The sequence below is a fragment of the Nostoc sp. LEGE 12447 genome, from assembly GCF_015206985.1.
In the GTDB taxonomy this organism is placed as follows: domain Bacteria; phylum Cyanobacteriota; class Cyanobacteriia; order Cyanobacteriales; family Nostocaceae; genus Nostoc.
Genome location: NZ_JADEXT010000004.1, coordinates 39,852 through 56,245, shown reverse-complemented (window position 1 = coordinate 56,245; position 16,394 = coordinate 39,852). Strand labels below are relative to the sequence as shown.

General features: G+C 42.4%; 6 protein-coding genes. All 6 read left to right on the top strand.

What is annotated here, in order from left to right; all coding sequences use genetic code 11:
* Positions 1 to 192: 192 nt before the first annotated feature.
* The 6 genes from IQ274_RS07005 (at position 193) to IQ274_RS06980 (ending at position 16,389) form a co-directional block, all read left to right on the top strand.
* Positions 193 to 4,362 carry an SDR family NAD(P)-dependent oxidoreductase gene (locus IQ274_RS07005; RefSeq protein ID WP_322745211.1) on the top strand — a complete coding sequence of 1,390 codons (4,170 nt, stop codon included), beginning with the start codon at positions 193 to 195 and terminating at the stop codon, positions 4,360 to 4,362.
* Complete coding sequence (locus tag IQ274_RS07000) at positions 4,363 to 9,108, top strand: non-ribosomal peptide synthetase (RefSeq protein ID WP_194141803.1); 4,746 nt, start codon at positions 4,363 to 4,365, stop codon at positions 9,106 to 9,108. It abuts the gene before it with no gap.
* A 145-nt stretch (positions 9,109 to 9,253) separates the two neighbouring features.
* A complete protein-coding gene (locus tag IQ274_RS06995) occupies positions 9,254 to 9,850 on the top strand; it encodes a LysR family transcriptional regulator (RefSeq protein ID WP_163931233.1) in 597 nt (198 codons plus the stop codon).
* Positions 9,851 to 9,859: 9 nt separating this feature from the next.
* Entirely contained in the window at positions 9,860 to 10,561 is a 702-nt protein-coding gene (locus tag IQ274_RS06990; RefSeq protein WP_194141802.1) for a cupin domain-containing protein, read from the top strand.
* A gap of 12 nt (positions 10,562 to 10,573) precedes the next feature.
* Complete coding sequence (locus IQ274_RS06985) at positions 10,574 to 11,368, top strand: SDR family oxidoreductase (protein WP_194141801.1); 795 nt, start codon at positions 10,574 to 10,576, stop codon at positions 11,366 to 11,368.
* Positions 11,369 to 11,472: 104 nt separating this feature from the next.
* The gene (locus tag IQ274_RS06980) at positions 11,473 to 16,389 is read left to right on the top strand and encodes a non-ribosomal peptide synthetase (protein WP_194141800.1); all 4,917 of its coding nucleotides are present in this window, start codon (positions 11,473 to 11,475) and stop codon (positions 16,387 to 16,389) included.
* Positions 16,390 to 16,394 lie beyond the last annotated feature (5 nt).

The following is a 16,394-nucleotide window of genomic DNA, read 5'->3' as shown; positions in this document are numbered from 1 at the left end:
TTCGGTTGCCTAAATTATAGATTAGTAAGTATAAGCTTGTAATTTTTAAGTATATTTAAATTATAGTAAAGAGTGTAAAAAATGAATTTTTTAGAAGAAGAGAGTTTATTTTTGAAAAAAATACAACAAATAAAAACTAAATTTGAATTAGTTTTATTGGAGAAAGCTCCATTAAAGGAATGCACAGTGATTGTGAATAAAACATATCCACTGGAAGTTGTACCATATATTGTTTCAAGCTCAAATAACTCGCTAAAGCAAATTCGCTCTTATCTTCAAAATGTGTCCGGGGAAGCATTATTACCCAAAGCCGTAGTACCAGTATCATATATACCTTTAACTGCCACAGGAGAGGTAGACGAATTGGCTCTGATGAACATTCCTATTGTTGATGAAAGTTTAATTGAGCAAGTAGAAAAGCAACTAAACTCGCATCACAAAATTGAACAGGCAGTGGTAGTGGTGCAGGAGTTGAGAAAGAATATCCCCTCACTCCATTTATCGGATTTGATCCCAGATTGGCAAGACAAGAACGCGATCGCGGGAGGCGGGGTTTTGCCCATCGCTAACGTTACCCCAATTCCCATAGGCTCCCAAGCCAATACACAACAGCATTTCTCAGAGCCAAAGCCACTTGCCATCAGCCACGGCGGTATTCTACCGGATGATCCCAATGCACCTATTACCTTGCCCGAAGTTTTGCAAAGAGCTGCTCAACAGGTTACAAGTGGGGGAATTATTTACCTGTTGCCCGATGGCACAGAACTACGCCAATCATACGCTGAGTTACTGGAAGTTGCAGAGCAGATTCTTGCTGGTTTGAGAAAGTTGGGACTCAAGCCAAAAAACAAAGTCATATTGCAAATGGAACTTAGCTGTGACATTATTTCAGCTTTTTGGGGCTGCATATTGGGAGGCTTTGTTCCCGTAATCATGGAAGTGCCACCGACTTATAGAGAATCAAACAAGGTGGTGGATAAGCTTTGTCATATTTGGCCGTTCTTAGATAGTCCAGTTATCTTAACTACAGAAGTTCTCAAACCAGAGATAGAATTACTATCGCAATGGCTACCAACAGAACGCCTCAAGATAGGCACAATTGAAGTATTAAAAAACAATACTGTCAGTAAACAATATCACCATAGTCAACCAGATGAGGTAGCTATTTTCAACCTGACTTCTGGCAGTACAGGAATACCAAAATGCGTTCAATTGACTCATCAAAATCTCATTGCTCGCGCCAGAGGAGCTAACCTACTTAATCAACACGAGTCAGAAGATGTAATTTTGAATTGGCTGCCGTTCGATCACATTGGCAGCATTTCCGACTGGCATATTCGTGGTGTGGAATTAGGTTGCACGCTGGTTTATGCACAGAAAGAATATATCTTGGGTCGCATTCTCAACTGGTTGGATTTAATTAATAAATACCAGGTTACTCATAGCTGGGCACCCAACTTTGCTTATGCGATAGTTAATGACTCTCTCAAACAAGAACCAGAACAAAACTGGAACTTATCGTGCGTGAAATTTCTACTGACAGCTGGTGAAGCAGTATCTAGTAAAGCTGTGGAGGATTTTCGAGAAAACTTGGTTGCCTATGGACTCAAAGCAACGGCAATTCGCCCAGCCTTTGGTATGGCTGAGATGGGTTCGGGAATTACATATTATCAGCCTCTCCAAGAAGCACCTTTGTTGTTCCATAGAGTAGACAAATCTATATTGCAAGGTACTATTAAACGAGTAAAAATAGATCATCCGAATTACAGTATTTTTACTGATTTAGGCTCAGTCATTCCTGGAATTACCATTCGCATAGTAGACGAGCAAAACTCTGTATTAAGAGAAGACACCATAGGGCGTTTGCAAGTTAAAGGCGATGCCGTTTCTCCAGGATATTACAACAACCACAATGCCAACGGTCAATCCTTTTTAAAAGATGGCTGGTTTGATACTGGAGATTTAGGATTTATTACCAACGGACAATTAGTGGTTACTGGTCGTGCCAAAGAAACTATTATCATCAATGGAGCCAACTACTACAGCCATGAAATTGAAGCAGTAGTTGAAGAAATTGCAGAAATTGAAGTGTCCTACACTGCCGCTTGTGCAGTGTGCAATGCTGATGATGCAACAGAGAAACTGGCTATTTTCTTCAGTTCGCCAATTACAGAAGAAGCTAAACTGTTAGAGTTACTGAAGAAAATTCGCCAGACAGTGGTGAACCAAATCGGTTTAAATCCTGATTATTTAATTTTATTAGCTAAAGAAGATATTCCCAAAACCGTTATTGGTAAAATTCAGCGATCGCAACTTAGCGATCGCTTCCATGCAGGTGAATTTAACTTAATTCTCAAACGATTCGATATCTTACTAGACAATACCAACACGATTCCTGATTGGTTCTACCAAAAAGTCTGGCGACGTAAGCAAGCCAAGGTTTTAAAGACTTTATCCCAAAATAGCCTGACTATAGTATTCCTTGACGAGTTTGGATTAGGTACATTTGTTTGTCAGCAATTGCAAAAGCAAAACTTGCCATATCTGTGTGTCTCACCTGGATCGTATTTTACTAAAAAAAGTCCTAATAATTTCTGTTTAACTCCTGGAAATGCAGGTCATTATCAGCTATTGTTTGAGACTATAAAGGCAGACAACCTGACCATTGGTCAAATTTTGCATTTGTGGAATTATCAAGAATATGGCGTAGAAATCAAAAGCATAGAAGCTCTGGAAAAAGCCCAAGAGCAGGGAATTTACAGTTTATTGTTTCTTGTCCAAGCCCTAGCAAAAACTCAGGTATCCCAAGATTTAGTTCAATTATTATTTGTTTCTAGCTATACCCAGTCGACACAACCAACAGACAAGATAGCTTATGAAAAATCCCCAGTTCTAGGTGTAGTTAAAACTATTCCCCAAGAAATACCCTGGTTAAATTGCCGCCACATCGATTTGACACCAAATTCAATACAGGTGGATGGTAACTATCTTCTACAAGAACTCCAGGTTTTATCAAAAGACCAAGAGGTTGCTTACCGGGATGGACAGCGTTTTGTTGCAGGTTTGGAAAAAGTCAAACTGCAAGACAAACCTAAGCAAGAACTTCCCTTTAAACCAGGAGGAATGTATCTGATTAGTGGTGGACTTGGAGGTGTTGCGATTGAAATTGCTAAATATCTGATTAAGTTTTTTAATGCCAAATTGCTATTACTAGGTCGCACTCCTCTACCAAGTACGGACGTTGTATCCAAAACAATATCAGACAAAATTAAAGCTTATCAAGAATTAAAGCAGCTTGGAGCGGTGGTTTATGAGGCAGTGGATATCTGCGACTTGCAAGCCACACAGCAAGTAGTAGAAAAAGTCAAATCTAACTGGGGAAGTCAGTTAGATGGGGTGATTCATCTGGCGGGAACTTATCACGAACAAATGTTAGTGGATGAAACACCAGAGAGTTTAGCTGCAATTTTACGTCCCAAAGTCTTAGGTGCTTGGGTACTGCATCAAGTTTTAGAGAAGCAAGGACAGGGGGTTTTCATTAGCTTTTCATCTTTAGCAAGTTTCTTTGGTGGCGCTACAATTTCTGCTTATGCTGCTGCTAACAATTTTTTGGAAAGCTTTAATCAATACCAACGTTCTATTGGTGGGTTGCACAGCTATTGCTTTGCTTGGACAATTTGGCGTGATACAGGGATTAACAAGGGTTATCAGAGGCAAGAAATCACCCGCGCTCAAGGCTTTTATGAGATGAGCCTGCAACAAGGATTGTATTCCTTCTTGGCTGGTTTATATCATGACCAACCACAGCTGATAGTTGGTTTAGATGGTAGCAATCCCAAAATTCGGCGTTTTACCTTGGAGTTTTCAGGGTTACAGAAATTAACTGCCTATTTCACTACGAGTAACGGTGCTGCCGTACCAGAGTTATCAGATTTTACAGTGCGCGATCGCTTCACAACAACTGTTAACTGTGACTTTGTGCAACTATCACAAATGCCTCTCACTGCCAAGGGCGAAATTAATCGAGAATTATTGGCTAGGGGGATGACTCGTATAGGAGCGATCGCTCCCCGAAACGAAACGGAACGGCAAATAGCTCAAACCTGGCAAGAAGTTTTAGGCATACCCCAGATCGGCATTCATGACAACTTCTTTGAACTGGGAGGAAATTCTTTGCTAGCCTTCCAAGTCATTTCTCGGTTGCGCGAGACTTTTTCTGTTGAATTGTCGCCAAATCGTTTTTTTGCATCCCCGACTGTAGCTGGTTTGGCAGAAAGTCTGGAGGCGCTACAAACTGTTGTCACCACATGGAATGCAGCTATGGATGACGCAGAAAAAGAATATGAGGGAGGCGTATTATAAATGACAATAATAGAATTTGTATCTTATTTAAATAGTTTAGGCATCAAAATTTGGCTGGAAGGCGGCCAGTTAAATTATCGCGCTCCCAAGGGAGTGATAAACCCAGACCTGAAAAACCAACTGTTAGGGCGCAAATCAGAAATCCTGGCTTTTCTAGAAGAAGCTCAGATTGCAACAGACTCCTCTTTTGAGCCAATACCATCTATAGAACGCTCTGAAGAGTTGCCTTTATCCTTTGCCCAGCAGAGGATGTGGTTTCTCTATCAATTAGAAAGCCAAAGCCCATTTTATAACGAGGGTTTACAGCTGCGCGTTGCAGGTGTACTCAACGTAGAAGCTCTACAGCAAAGTATCAACGAAATCATCCGCCGCCACGAAATTTTACGGACAACATTTCCAGCAGTGGATGGAAAACCCTTGCAGGTAATTTTTCCTAGCTTGGCGTTGGTAATGCCAGTTTTAGACTTCCAAGGTATAGAAGAATCAGAAGTACAACAGATTGTCACCAAGGAAGCTCGCCAACCTTTTGATTTGAGTAATGGCCCTTTGTTGCGGGTTACTTTACTGCGCCTGGGATCGGAGTCCCATATCCTGGTATTGATCATGCACCATATAATCACGGATGGCTGGTCAATGGGGATATTCATCCAAGAATTGTCCACCCTCTACCGAGGTTTTACTCTTAGTTCTCCTTTACTCCTCCCTGAGTTGCCCATCCAGTATGCTGATTTTGCAGTTTGGCAGCGACAGTGGTTGACTGAGGAAATTCAAAAACAGCAACTAAATTACTGGAAGCAACAGTTAGCCGATGCGCCACCCTTATTAGAACTACCCACAGACAAACCACGCCCCGCCGTTCAGACTTTCTGTGGTGCTACCCAGGAATTTCAAATTGACCAGAATTTGAGCAAGCAAATCAAAACCTTCAGCCAACAGTCAGGAGCTACCCTATTTCATACCCTACTGGCGGCTTTCGTCGTTTTAATGTTTCGCTACAGTGGTCAAGATGATATCTGCATTGGTAGCCCCATTGCCAACCGCAACCGCAGGGAAATAGAACCATTGATTGGCTTTTTTGTCAATACATTGGTACTGCGTAACCAGATTAAAGGAAATCCCAGTTTCAATGAGTTTCTCTCTCAAGTGCGACAAGTTGCAACCTCCGCTTACACTCACCAAGACGTTCCTTTTGAACAAGTGGTAGAAGCATTGCAACCAGAACGTTCTCTCAGCTACAATCCCCTATTCCAAGTGGTGTTTGTCTTAGAGAATTTCTTGTTGGATACATTAGAATTGCCTGATGTCACCCTGACTCCTCAATTTGTAGAACGTGGAACATCTCAGTTTGATTTGACCTTGGCAGTTTGGGAGACAAAAGCGGGACTAATAGGTTCGTGGGAATATAACAGCGACCTATTTGAGGCAGATACCATTGCGAGGATGACAAGTCATTTCCAGACTTTGTTAGCAGCGATTATTGCTAATCCAAATCAATCCATTGGTGAATTACCAATGCTGAGTCAGCCGGAGCGACATCAGTTGTTAGTGGAATGGAATGATACTTATACGCCTTATCCTCACAGCAAATGCATCCATGAGTTGTTTGAGGAGCAGGTAGAAAAAACACCAGATGCGATCGCAGTAGTCTATGAGAATGAGTCTCTCACATACCAACAATTGAACCTCCGCGCCAATCAGTTGGCGCACTATCTGCAAACTTTAGGTGTGAAACCAGAAGTTTTAGTGGGAATTTGCATTGAGCGTTCGCCCTTAATGTTGGTAGGATTGCTGGGCATTCTCAAGGCTGGTGGGGCTTATGTACCCCTCGATCCGGCATATCCCCAAGAGCGGTTGGCGTTCATGCTAGCAGATGCCCAGGTATCGGTACTGCTGACCCAGGAAAGTCTGGTGACAACACTGCCGCCACATCAAGCGCGGGTAGTTTGTCTTGATAGCGCAACCTTCAGCACGATCGCAGAGAATTTACCTCACACGGTGACAACTGACAATCTGGCTTATGTGATTTACACCTCCGGTTCCACCGGCAGACCCAAAGGAGTCCAAATTGAACATCGAGGATTATTAAATCTCGTCTTTTGGCATCAACAAGCTTTTGCCGTGTCGTCCTTTGACCGAGTAACACAAGTTGCTGGAGTAGCATTTGACGCTTGTGGTTGGGAAATCTGGCCTTATCTGATGGCTGGAGCGAGTATCCACTTTCCCGATGATGAAACCCGGCTTTACCCTGAGCAAATGCGAGACTGGCTGTTGTCAAAGGCAATAACCATTAGCTTCCTCCCGACACCAATGGCCGAGAAAGTTCTGTCATTAAATTGGCCGGCCAATGCTGCTTTGCGAACTTTGCTCACAGGTGGAGATCAACTTCATCAGTATCCTTCAACTTCTCATCCCTTTGAGGTGGTGAATAATTACGGGCCAACGGAGAATACTGTAGTCGCAACATCCGGTACTGTTCCTAAAAGACAACAAGCTTACTTACCACCTGCGATCGGGCGAGCGATCGCTAATACCCAAGTTTATATACTAGATTCCCTGTTGCAGCCTGTACCCATTGGTGTCACTGGCGAATTGTACATTGGTGGTGAGAGCTTGGCACGGGGTTATCTCCACCGTCCCGACTTGACCGCAGAACGCTTCATTCGTAACCCTTTCGCACCCGAAGGACGACTTTATCGGACGGGCGATTTGGTTTGCTATCAAGCCGATGGCAATATAGAATTCTTGGGTCGCATTGATCACCAAGTTAAAATTCGCGGCTTCCGCATTGAACTTTCGGAAATTGAGGCTACTTTAACTCAACACCCCCAGGTACGTGACGCTGTGGCGATCGCCAGAGAAGATATACCTGGTGTTAAGAGTTTGGCAGCATACATCATCCCAGAATTGACACAGCCAACCAGTAATGAGCTACGCCTATTTCTTAAGTCAAAGCTCCCCAATTACATGGTTCCTGCATCCTTCACATTTCTAGAAGTTCTGCCGATTACCCCCAACGGGAAAGTAGATCGTCGGGCATTACCAGTACCGGAGTTCGATTCCGACGAATTTACTAGCTTTGTCTCACCCCATACCCATACTCAAGAAGTCTTGGCAAAGATTTGGCGGGATGTTTTAGTACTAAAACAAGTTGGTATCCACGATAATTTCTTTGAATTGGGTGGAGATTCCATCATTAGTATGCAAATTATTGCCAAAGCTAATCAAGCTGGACTCAAACTGACTCCCAAACAATTATTTCAACACCAAACAATAGCTGAATTAGCTACTGTTGCTGGTATAATTAATTCGGTTCAATCAGAACAAGGTTTAGTTACAGGGGTTGTCCCTCTAACACCGATTCTGCACTGGTTCTTTGAGCAAAATCTACCTCAACCTCATCACTTTAACCAATCCTTCCTACTAGAAGTTCCTGCAAATTTGCAACCGGAATTACTAGAGCAGGCATTACAAAAGTTACTCTCCCATCACGATGCTTTACGCCTGCGGTTTGTGCAGCAGGATGGGCAATGGCAGCAGTACAACAGTGATGCAAGCGATGTATCGTTGGGTATTGCAGATTTGTCATATCTGCCCCCAGCAGAACAGTTAAAGGCGATCGCAATCAGGGCAGATGAAGCACAAAGGACGCTGAACTTAGCAGATGGGCCGCTGATGCGGGTCGTTCTGTTTCACTTAGGCAATTCTCCCGGACGGTTACTCATCGTCATCCATCACTTGGCTGTCGATGGGATCTCGTGGCGGATTTTACTAGAAGACTTATCTGAGGCATACAAACAATTAGAAGTTGGCAAAAGTATCCAACTACCTGCAAAAACAACTTCCTTTAAGGATTGGGCAATTCGATTGCAGGATTATGCCCGCAGTCAAGAACTCCACTCACAGCTAGATTATTGGCTGGACTCAATGCAGTTCCCAATTGCTCCTTTACCGTTGGATTATGCTGCTGTTGCTCAAGATAACACTGTAGCTTCTAGTCAAATTGTATCTGTATACCTGAGTGTAGAACAGACTCGCGCTCTGTTACAGGATGTCCCTGGAGCCTACAACACTCAAATTAACGATGTGCTGCTGACGGCATTGGTGCAAACTTTCACTCGTTGGACAAGTTCTTACTCCCTACTGATTGACTTAGAAGGTCATGGACGAGAGGACTTGTTTGATGATGTGGACTTGTCCCGCACGGTAGGCTGGTTTACTAGTATATTCCCCGTTCTCTTACAACTTGAGGATCGCAACGATCCCGGAGAGGTTCTCAAGTCGGTAAAAGAGCAACTACGACGTATTCCCAACCGGGGTATTGATTACGGCATCTTGCGATATCTTAGCCCGAATGAGAGCGATCGCAATCAATTACAAGCGTTCCCCAAAGCTGAGGTGAGCTTTAACTACTTAGGTCAATTCGATCAAACACAGTTAGCAACCCTGGAATGGAAATTTGCCCACGAGTCTAGCGGTTCTATTCACAGCCCCAAAGGACAGCGCCGCCATTTGTTAAGTGTAGATGGATTAGTTGTTGAAGGGAAGCTGAAATTAGAGTGGCAATATAGCGAGCATTTTCATTCTTGGGCCACTGTGGAAAATCTGGCTAATGAGTATATAGAAGCCTTAGAAACTATTATTACCCACTGTTTATCCCCAGAGGCAGGTGGCTATACTCCTTCTGATTTCCCGGAAGTTGAGTTTAGCCAAGAAGCTTTGGACGAACTGCTAGCAGAAATTAATTAAATAAAGTTGTCTGTCCATACTAGAAACCCGGTTTCTGTTTTAACAAGATTTTCTGCAAATAAACTAAATTCCTGGAGGTAATTTATAACAAAGCTACTAATGACTCGCTACCAAAAAATATCATGATGATTACTCAGGAAAAACTATGCTGGAATTTCAGATTGAATTTCAACCTCGTATCCCTCCTTCCAAAAACTTAGTCATAGGTACTTTGGGGCCTACTGCTACTAGTAGTGACTACGCTGCCAAGCATATAACTAACCATCTGCTCTCAGAACAATTTACTGTATCAACTCAGTTATTTGATACTTTTATAGATGTCAAAGAAGCTTTGCTACAAGACAAAGTAGATATGGCTTTAGTCCCTCATGCTTACGACCGAATTAATGAGTTTTATATGGAGCCAAGTTTTGATTTAGGCTTCATTTTTATATATCCTACTCCAGTTTATGGATTGGCTAAGAAAAAAAATAAAGAGGTAGTTTTCAACGGTTCTAGAATTGTTACCCATCCTGCTCCTCTACCTTTGTTAACGAAACTGTTGCCAGATTCTCAAGATCAAACACAAATACAAGTGGATTTGTCTCCTTCTACCAGCGATTCAGCGATTCAGGTAATGCAGGGTTTAGCCGATTTCGCTATTACTAATGAGAATGCGGTGAAAGCCTACGATTTAGAATTTATTTCAATCTATGGAAACATCCGTATGAGTTGGTCGATTTTTCAGAAAAAATTAAATTAACAGAAAGTTATGTCTAAATATTTCCCCCAACCAAAAACCATCAAAATTAATTCTGATGTAGAGTTAATCGCATTTCAATGTCAAGACACAGTTGTGCAATTAGCTTCTATTCCACCAGGAGCTACTTTCGAATTACATCGACATCCCGAAAATCAAATTGGAATGCAAATCGCGGGGCGTTTGGAAATTAATATTAATGGTACTAAAGAAATTCTTGAACCCCTTCAGCAAGTTTATGTGGCTGGTGACAATGTTCTTCATGGTTCTATAAACCCTTTCTCAGAAACAGCATTAGCATTTGATGTGAAACGCATCACAAATTCTGAGGAAGCTGAGGAGGCTATTCTAAAAGTTTCACCAACTCAAGATGAAATTACAGGTTTTGAGTGTCAGTCTGTTGTTGGTTCTTGGTTTGAGATTGTCATCACCAAAATTCCTCCAAAAGGAATAATCCCAATTCGCCAAGCTGCTAGTGAAACAATGGGAATAATTCTTAACGCTCGATTGACGATCGCAATAGAAGAACAACAGCAGAATTTAAAATATGGTAGTGTTTATTATGCTCCTGCTGACGCTCTTTATGGAGGACATAATCCTTCTGATGAAACAGTATCTTTGATTGAAATTTTGATTAAACCTCGCTCTCGTGTTTCAGTCAAAGATGCTTTTTTAAAGACAGATATGATGGCGCGATCGCTAACTACTTCATAAAGGATATTTATCATGGATTTAGGCTTAACACAGAAAGTAGCTTTAGTGACAGGAGCAAGTGCTGGTATTGGTTATAGCGTTGCTCAAAAGCTGGCAGCAGAAGGTTGTCAGTTAATAATTTGTGGGAGAAATTCTGAGCGATTAGAACAAGCTTATCAAGGTTTGGTTGGCTCTCAAGCAAAAGTTATCCCGATTTGTGCTGATGTTCAAAATGCAAGTGATTCTCAAAATTTAATCCAAGAAGCTCTCAGCCAATTTGGAAAACTTGATATATTAGTCAATAATTCTGAGGGGGCAACATTTTCTAATGAAGCTGTAGAAAATCTATCTGATGAAGATTGGTTGTCTGTTTTTGAAGGTAAGTTAATGGGCTATATTCGCATGACGAATCTGGTGCTACCGACGATGAAAAATCAGCAATGGGGACGGATTATCAATATTGTTGGGACATCAGGGAAAGAACCTTCTAGTCGTCTTGTTAAATCGGGGGTGGCGAACGCTGGATTAATCAATTTTACTAAAACTGTTGCTACGCAAGTTGCTAAGTGGAATGTTTTAGTTACTTGTGTTAATCCTGGTTTGATTGATACTCCAAGGCATAGAGAATATTTGGAAGTATTCGCCCAAGAGGAAGGCCGGACTGTTGATTCAATCATTGCAGGAACGAATAAGATGATTCCTCTTGGTCGTCGCGGTGTTTCTAGTGAGGTTGCTAATTTGGTTGCTTTTCTAGCTTCAGAATGTGCTAGCTATATTACGGGTGTTACTATTCCAGTTGATGGCGGGTTGTCAACTTCTGCTTTTTAACAATTACTTTTTTAAACGAACCGCGAAGACGCGAAGAACGCGAAGTAAAGAGAGAAAGAGAGAAGAAGAGAGATAAATTACGTAATTAATATTATTTAAAAAAAATGGTAGTTGCACAAAAACAAAGTAAAAATAAAGATATTGAATCTATTTATCCTCTTTCACCTACGCAGGAGGGTATGCTCTTTCATACTCTCTATGAGCCGGAATCGACAATCTATTTTGAGCAGTTTAAATTAACTGTTCATGGCAATTTAGATCCAGGTATATTTGAGCGGGCTTGGCAACTTTTGGTAGAGCGACACTCGGCTTTGCGGACTCTTTTTGTTTGGAAGAATCGCAAACAATCTGTTCAGGTAGTGCGTAAAGGAGTGAATTTGCCTTGGTCTAATTTAGACTGGCGGATGTTTTCTAAACAAGAGCAAGAAATACGTCTTAATTCTTTCTTAGATTCAGATAGAAAACAAGGTTTTGAACTTGACAAAGCTCCAATAATGCGCCTTGCTTTAATTCGAGTAGCTGATGAAACTTATGAGTTTGTCTGGAGTTTTCATCACTTGCTGGTTGATGGCTGGAGTTGGCCGATTATTTTCCAAGAATTGTTTGCTTTATATGAATCAATTCAGAATAAGCAACAGTTGTATTTAGCTCCTAGTCGCCCTTACCGGGATTACATTAATTGGTTGCAGCAGCAAGATTTGGCTGGGGCGAAGGCGTTCTGGCAACAAAATCTTGAGGGTTTTACTGCACCTACGCCTTTGATAGTTGAACGAGCAATCGGGCAGAGTTCTCACCAACAGCAAAATATTGATGTGCGATCGCAGCATCTATCAGCCGAGAGGACAACTACCTTAAAATCTTTTGCTCAACAACATCATCTGACGCTTGCCACCTTGGTACAAGCAGCTTGGGGGCTGTTACTAAGTCGCTACAGTGGCGAGTCTGACGTAGTTTTTGGAACTACTGTATCTGGCCGCCCTGCTAGTTTATCTGGTGTGGAGTCGATGGTGGGGTTATTTATTAATACTCTACCTGCACGGGTGAAAATCCCTGATAAAACCGATTTGTTAACCTGGCTGGGGTTGTTGCAACAAGAATATATAGAGCGGGAGCAGTATTCATACACCCCACTGGTAGATATTCAAGGCGTAAGTGAAGTTCCTCGAAATCAACTTTTGTTTGAAAGCCTCGTTGTATTTGAAAACTATCCTGTAAATGTAACGTTGCAACAACTCCCTGGAAACTTGAGCATCGGGGAGCTACAAGACAGGGGACAAACCAATTATCCTCTCACACTGCTGGCAATTCCTGGCGAGGAAATGACCGTAAAAATTTACTACGATCGCGATCGCTTTAATGCAGAGATTATTGATCGCATGGCTGGTCATTTCCTCACTCTGTTGGAGGGAATTACCATCAATCCTCATCGCACCCCAGGAGAGTTACCGCTACTAACTTCAGCAGAGCAAGATTTACTTTTAGTCGAGTGGAATGCTACCTCACCAGCGCATCCCATCAATCGTTGCATCCATCAGTTATTTGAGGAACAAGTCAAAAAAACACCCCAAGCTTTGGCGGTGGTATATGAAAATCAACAATTGACTTATGAAGAGTTAAACCAGCAAGCCAATAAAATTGCCCACTATTTGCAACGTTTAGGTGTGAAACCAGATGTTCCAGTGGGTATTTGTGTGGAGCGATCGCTAGCAGCTGCGATCGCCATTTTAGGAACTCTCAAGGCTGGGGGAGTTTGCGTTCCCCTCGATCCTACCTATCCACCAGAGCGTTTAGCGTTCATGCTCAACGATTCTCAAACACCAGTCGTCTTAACTCAAACACATTTGCAGTCATTATTTAATGGCAACTTGGCTCATCGTCTAATTGTGTTAGATGAATGTGGGGACGAAATCGCCAAAGAATCTGAGAGCAATCTGCAAGTTGAAGTAGCAGCTGATAATTTAGCCTATATCATATATACCTCTGGGTCTACCGGCACTCCTAAAGGCACTCTTGTTCCCCAGCGATCGCTTACCAATTTAATAGAACACCATCAGGCAAAAATGGCCACAGGTATTGGTGTACTTCAGTTTGCATCCCTGAGTTTTGATGTCAGCTATCACGAAATATCCGTGGCGTGGGGCTTCGGAGGTACGCTGTATATGATTTCTGAATGCGATCGCAAAGATTTAGATAAATTAATCCATTTACTTGCTAATAACCCAATTGGTAAAGTTTTTCTGCCAGTTAGCCTTTGGCAGCAATTAGCAGAAATATACGGAGAGCAAGAACATTTATTTCAGAATATTCGGGAAGCGATCGCTTGTGGCGAACAACTCCAAATTACTCAGCCGATGATTAAGCTGTTTAAGCGTCTGGAAAATTGTACACTCTACAATTTCTATGGCCCTACGGAAGCAGATTTAGTGACAGCTTATACTTTTAGTCAAAAGCCGGATGAATGGCCGATTTATCCACCCATTGGTAAAACTGCCGTCAATGTGCAAGTTTATCTGTTAGACAGCAACCTTCAACCCGTGCCGATTGGCGTTCCTGGTGAACTCTACGTGAGTGGTGATGGTTTGGCTCGTGGCTACCTCAACCGTGCAGATTTGACTAATCAAAAATTTCTACCAAATCCCTTTGGAAGAGGCAGGGGGGCAGGGGAGCAGGGGAGCAGAGGAGCAGAAATTCTCGCCAGTCCCCAGTCCCCAATCCCCAATCCCCGCCTCTATAAAACGGGGGACTTAGCCCAATACTTGCCAGATGGGAATATCGAGTTTTTGGGACGGATAGATGATTTAGTAAAAATTCGGGGCTTTCGCGTTGAACTGGGAGAAGTTGAAGCCGTTCTGAGCAAACATCCTCAAATTAACCAAGCAGTAGCTAAAGTGCATGGGGAAAGTGCCAGGGAAAAATATTTAGTCGCTTACTTTGTCCCCATTGTGGGAGAGACAATCACAGTTGAACAACTGCGGACTTATTTGACTGAGCAATTGCCAGATTATATGATTCCATCGGCTTTTGTAGAAATGGAATCGTTCCCGCTCACACCCAATGGTAAGGTAAACCGTCGCGCTCTCCCAGAACCAACAACCAGCCGACCGGAATTAGGTCAAACTTTTGTTGAGCCGCGTACTCCCACCGAAGAAATCTTGGCTGGGATTTGGAGAGATGTTTTAGGGTTAGAACGAGTTGGTATTTACGATAACTTCTTTGATTTGGGGGGACATTCTTTACTAGCAACTCAAGTTATTGCTTTAACGCGCAAAGCATTTGGGATAGAATTACCACTATTGAGTTTATTTGAATCTCCCGCGATCGCACCTTTAGCCCAAAAAATCGCCACAGCTAAAGCGCCAGATCATCACGAATTAGCCCTCAAAAGCTTTCCCTCCCAAGGCGAGCCAATACCAATTTCTTTAACACAGCTAGAGTTGTGGTTTTTTGACCAATTCTATCCAGGGAATTCCATCTATAACCTGCCTTTGGTCTATCGCATCACAGGTGCGCTGAACGAGAAGGCATTAGAGGAGAGTTTAAGGGAAATTGTCCGGCGACACGAGACACTGCGATCGACTTTTCAGGTTAAAAATGGCCAAGTCGTTTATGCTGTTGTTAACGATCCTGTTTTTGACTTTTCTGTAATTGATCTCCAGCACCTCCCCAAAACTGAGCGCGAAGCTCAAGCCACACAACAGGCTGAACAGGAAATTAAGCATCCTTTCGATTTGGCACGAGGCCCTTTATTACGCAGCAAGCTTTGGCGTTTGGATGAACAAGAGTATCTATTCGTTGCCGTCACCCACCATATTGTTGCTGATGGTTGGTCTTTTAGTGTCCTCACCCAAGAACTGGCAAAAGTTTACGAAGCCTTCTGTGAGGGTAAGCGATCGCCACTGACTGAGTTACCGATCAAATATACCGACTTTGCTCAATGGCAAAGGCGGTGGTTACAAGGAGAAGTCTTAGAATCTCAGCTTCAGTTTTGGAAAAAGCATTTAGGCACTAGTCCGCCAATATTGAAGCTACCAACTGATTATCCACGTCCACCAGCGCGAACCTTTAAAAGTGCAGGCCAATCGGTAATTCTTTCCCAAAAATCAACAGATGCGCTCAAGGTACTGAGTCAACAGGAAGGCGTAACCCTATTTATGATCTTGTTGGCAGCATTCCAAACATTACTCTTCTCTTATACAACACAGGAAGACATCATTGTCAGCAGCGCCCTTGCCAATCGCACCAGAGTGGAAACTGAGGGACTGATTGGTTTCTTTGTCAATTTACTGCCATTTTGTACCAACTTAGGAGGAAACCCCAGTTTTCGGGAACTACTTGGCCGAGTGCGTGAGGTAGCTTTGGGTGTCTACACTCATCAAGAAATGCCCCTGATCAAGCTAATAGAAGAACTCCAGCCTGCGAGAGATCCTAGTTACACATTAATAAATCAAGTAATGTTTGTCTTTCAAAATACTCCAGAGGATAATTTACAATTTGCAAATCTCACTTTGAAGGAGCAGTTTATTGCTAGAGATACAAAAGATACCGCAGAGTTTGATTTAGAGTTAACGCTCGAAGAAACATCAACAGGTATTGAAGGTCTGCTCGTATACAGAACCGATTTATTTGAGCCTGCCACTATTACCCAGATGGTCGATAATTTTCAGACTTTGCTGGAAAAAATAACGACCAATTATAACCAACGTCTGGCTGAACTTATCTTAATATCGGAACCTCCAAGTTTGCCCCCTCAAACTGTTGTCTCCCCAATATCGAGGGATTTTATTACACCTCAAAATTCTATCGAAGAAGTTATGTTAGCTATCTGGAAAGAAATTTTAGAGATAGAGCAGATTAGCACTCAAGACAACTTTTTTGAACTGGGAGGGCATTCTGCTCAAACTCTTGAAGTTATATACAAACTACAGTCAGCTTTGCAAGTCGAACTACCGTTGATTTACTTGTTTGAAAAACCTACTGTATTTCAGCTAGCAGCAGCCATCCAAGACCAATTAAACAGTTAATAGGT

What these genes read in the sequence shown, in the direction of transcription:
- IQ274_RS07000 (WP_194141803.1), top strand. Translation starts at nt 4,363, where the DNA reads ATGACAATAATAGAATTTGTATCTTATTTAAATAGTTTAGGCATCAAA.
- IQ274_RS06995 (WP_163931233.1), top strand. Translation starts at nt 9,254, where the DNA reads ATGCTGGAATTTCAGATTGAATTTCAACCTCGTATCCCTCCTTCCAAA.
- IQ274_RS06990 (WP_194141802.1), top strand. Translation starts at nt 9,860, where the DNA reads ATGTCTAAATATTTCCCCCAACCAAAAACCATCAAAATTAATTCTGAT.
- IQ274_RS06985 (WP_194141801.1), top strand. Translation starts at nt 10,574, where the DNA reads ATGGATTTAGGCTTAACACAGAAAGTAGCTTTAGTGACAGGAGCAAGT.
- IQ274_RS06980 (WP_194141800.1), top strand. Translation starts at nt 11,473, where the DNA reads ATGGTAGTTGCACAAAAACAAAGTAAAAATAAAGATATTGAATCTATT.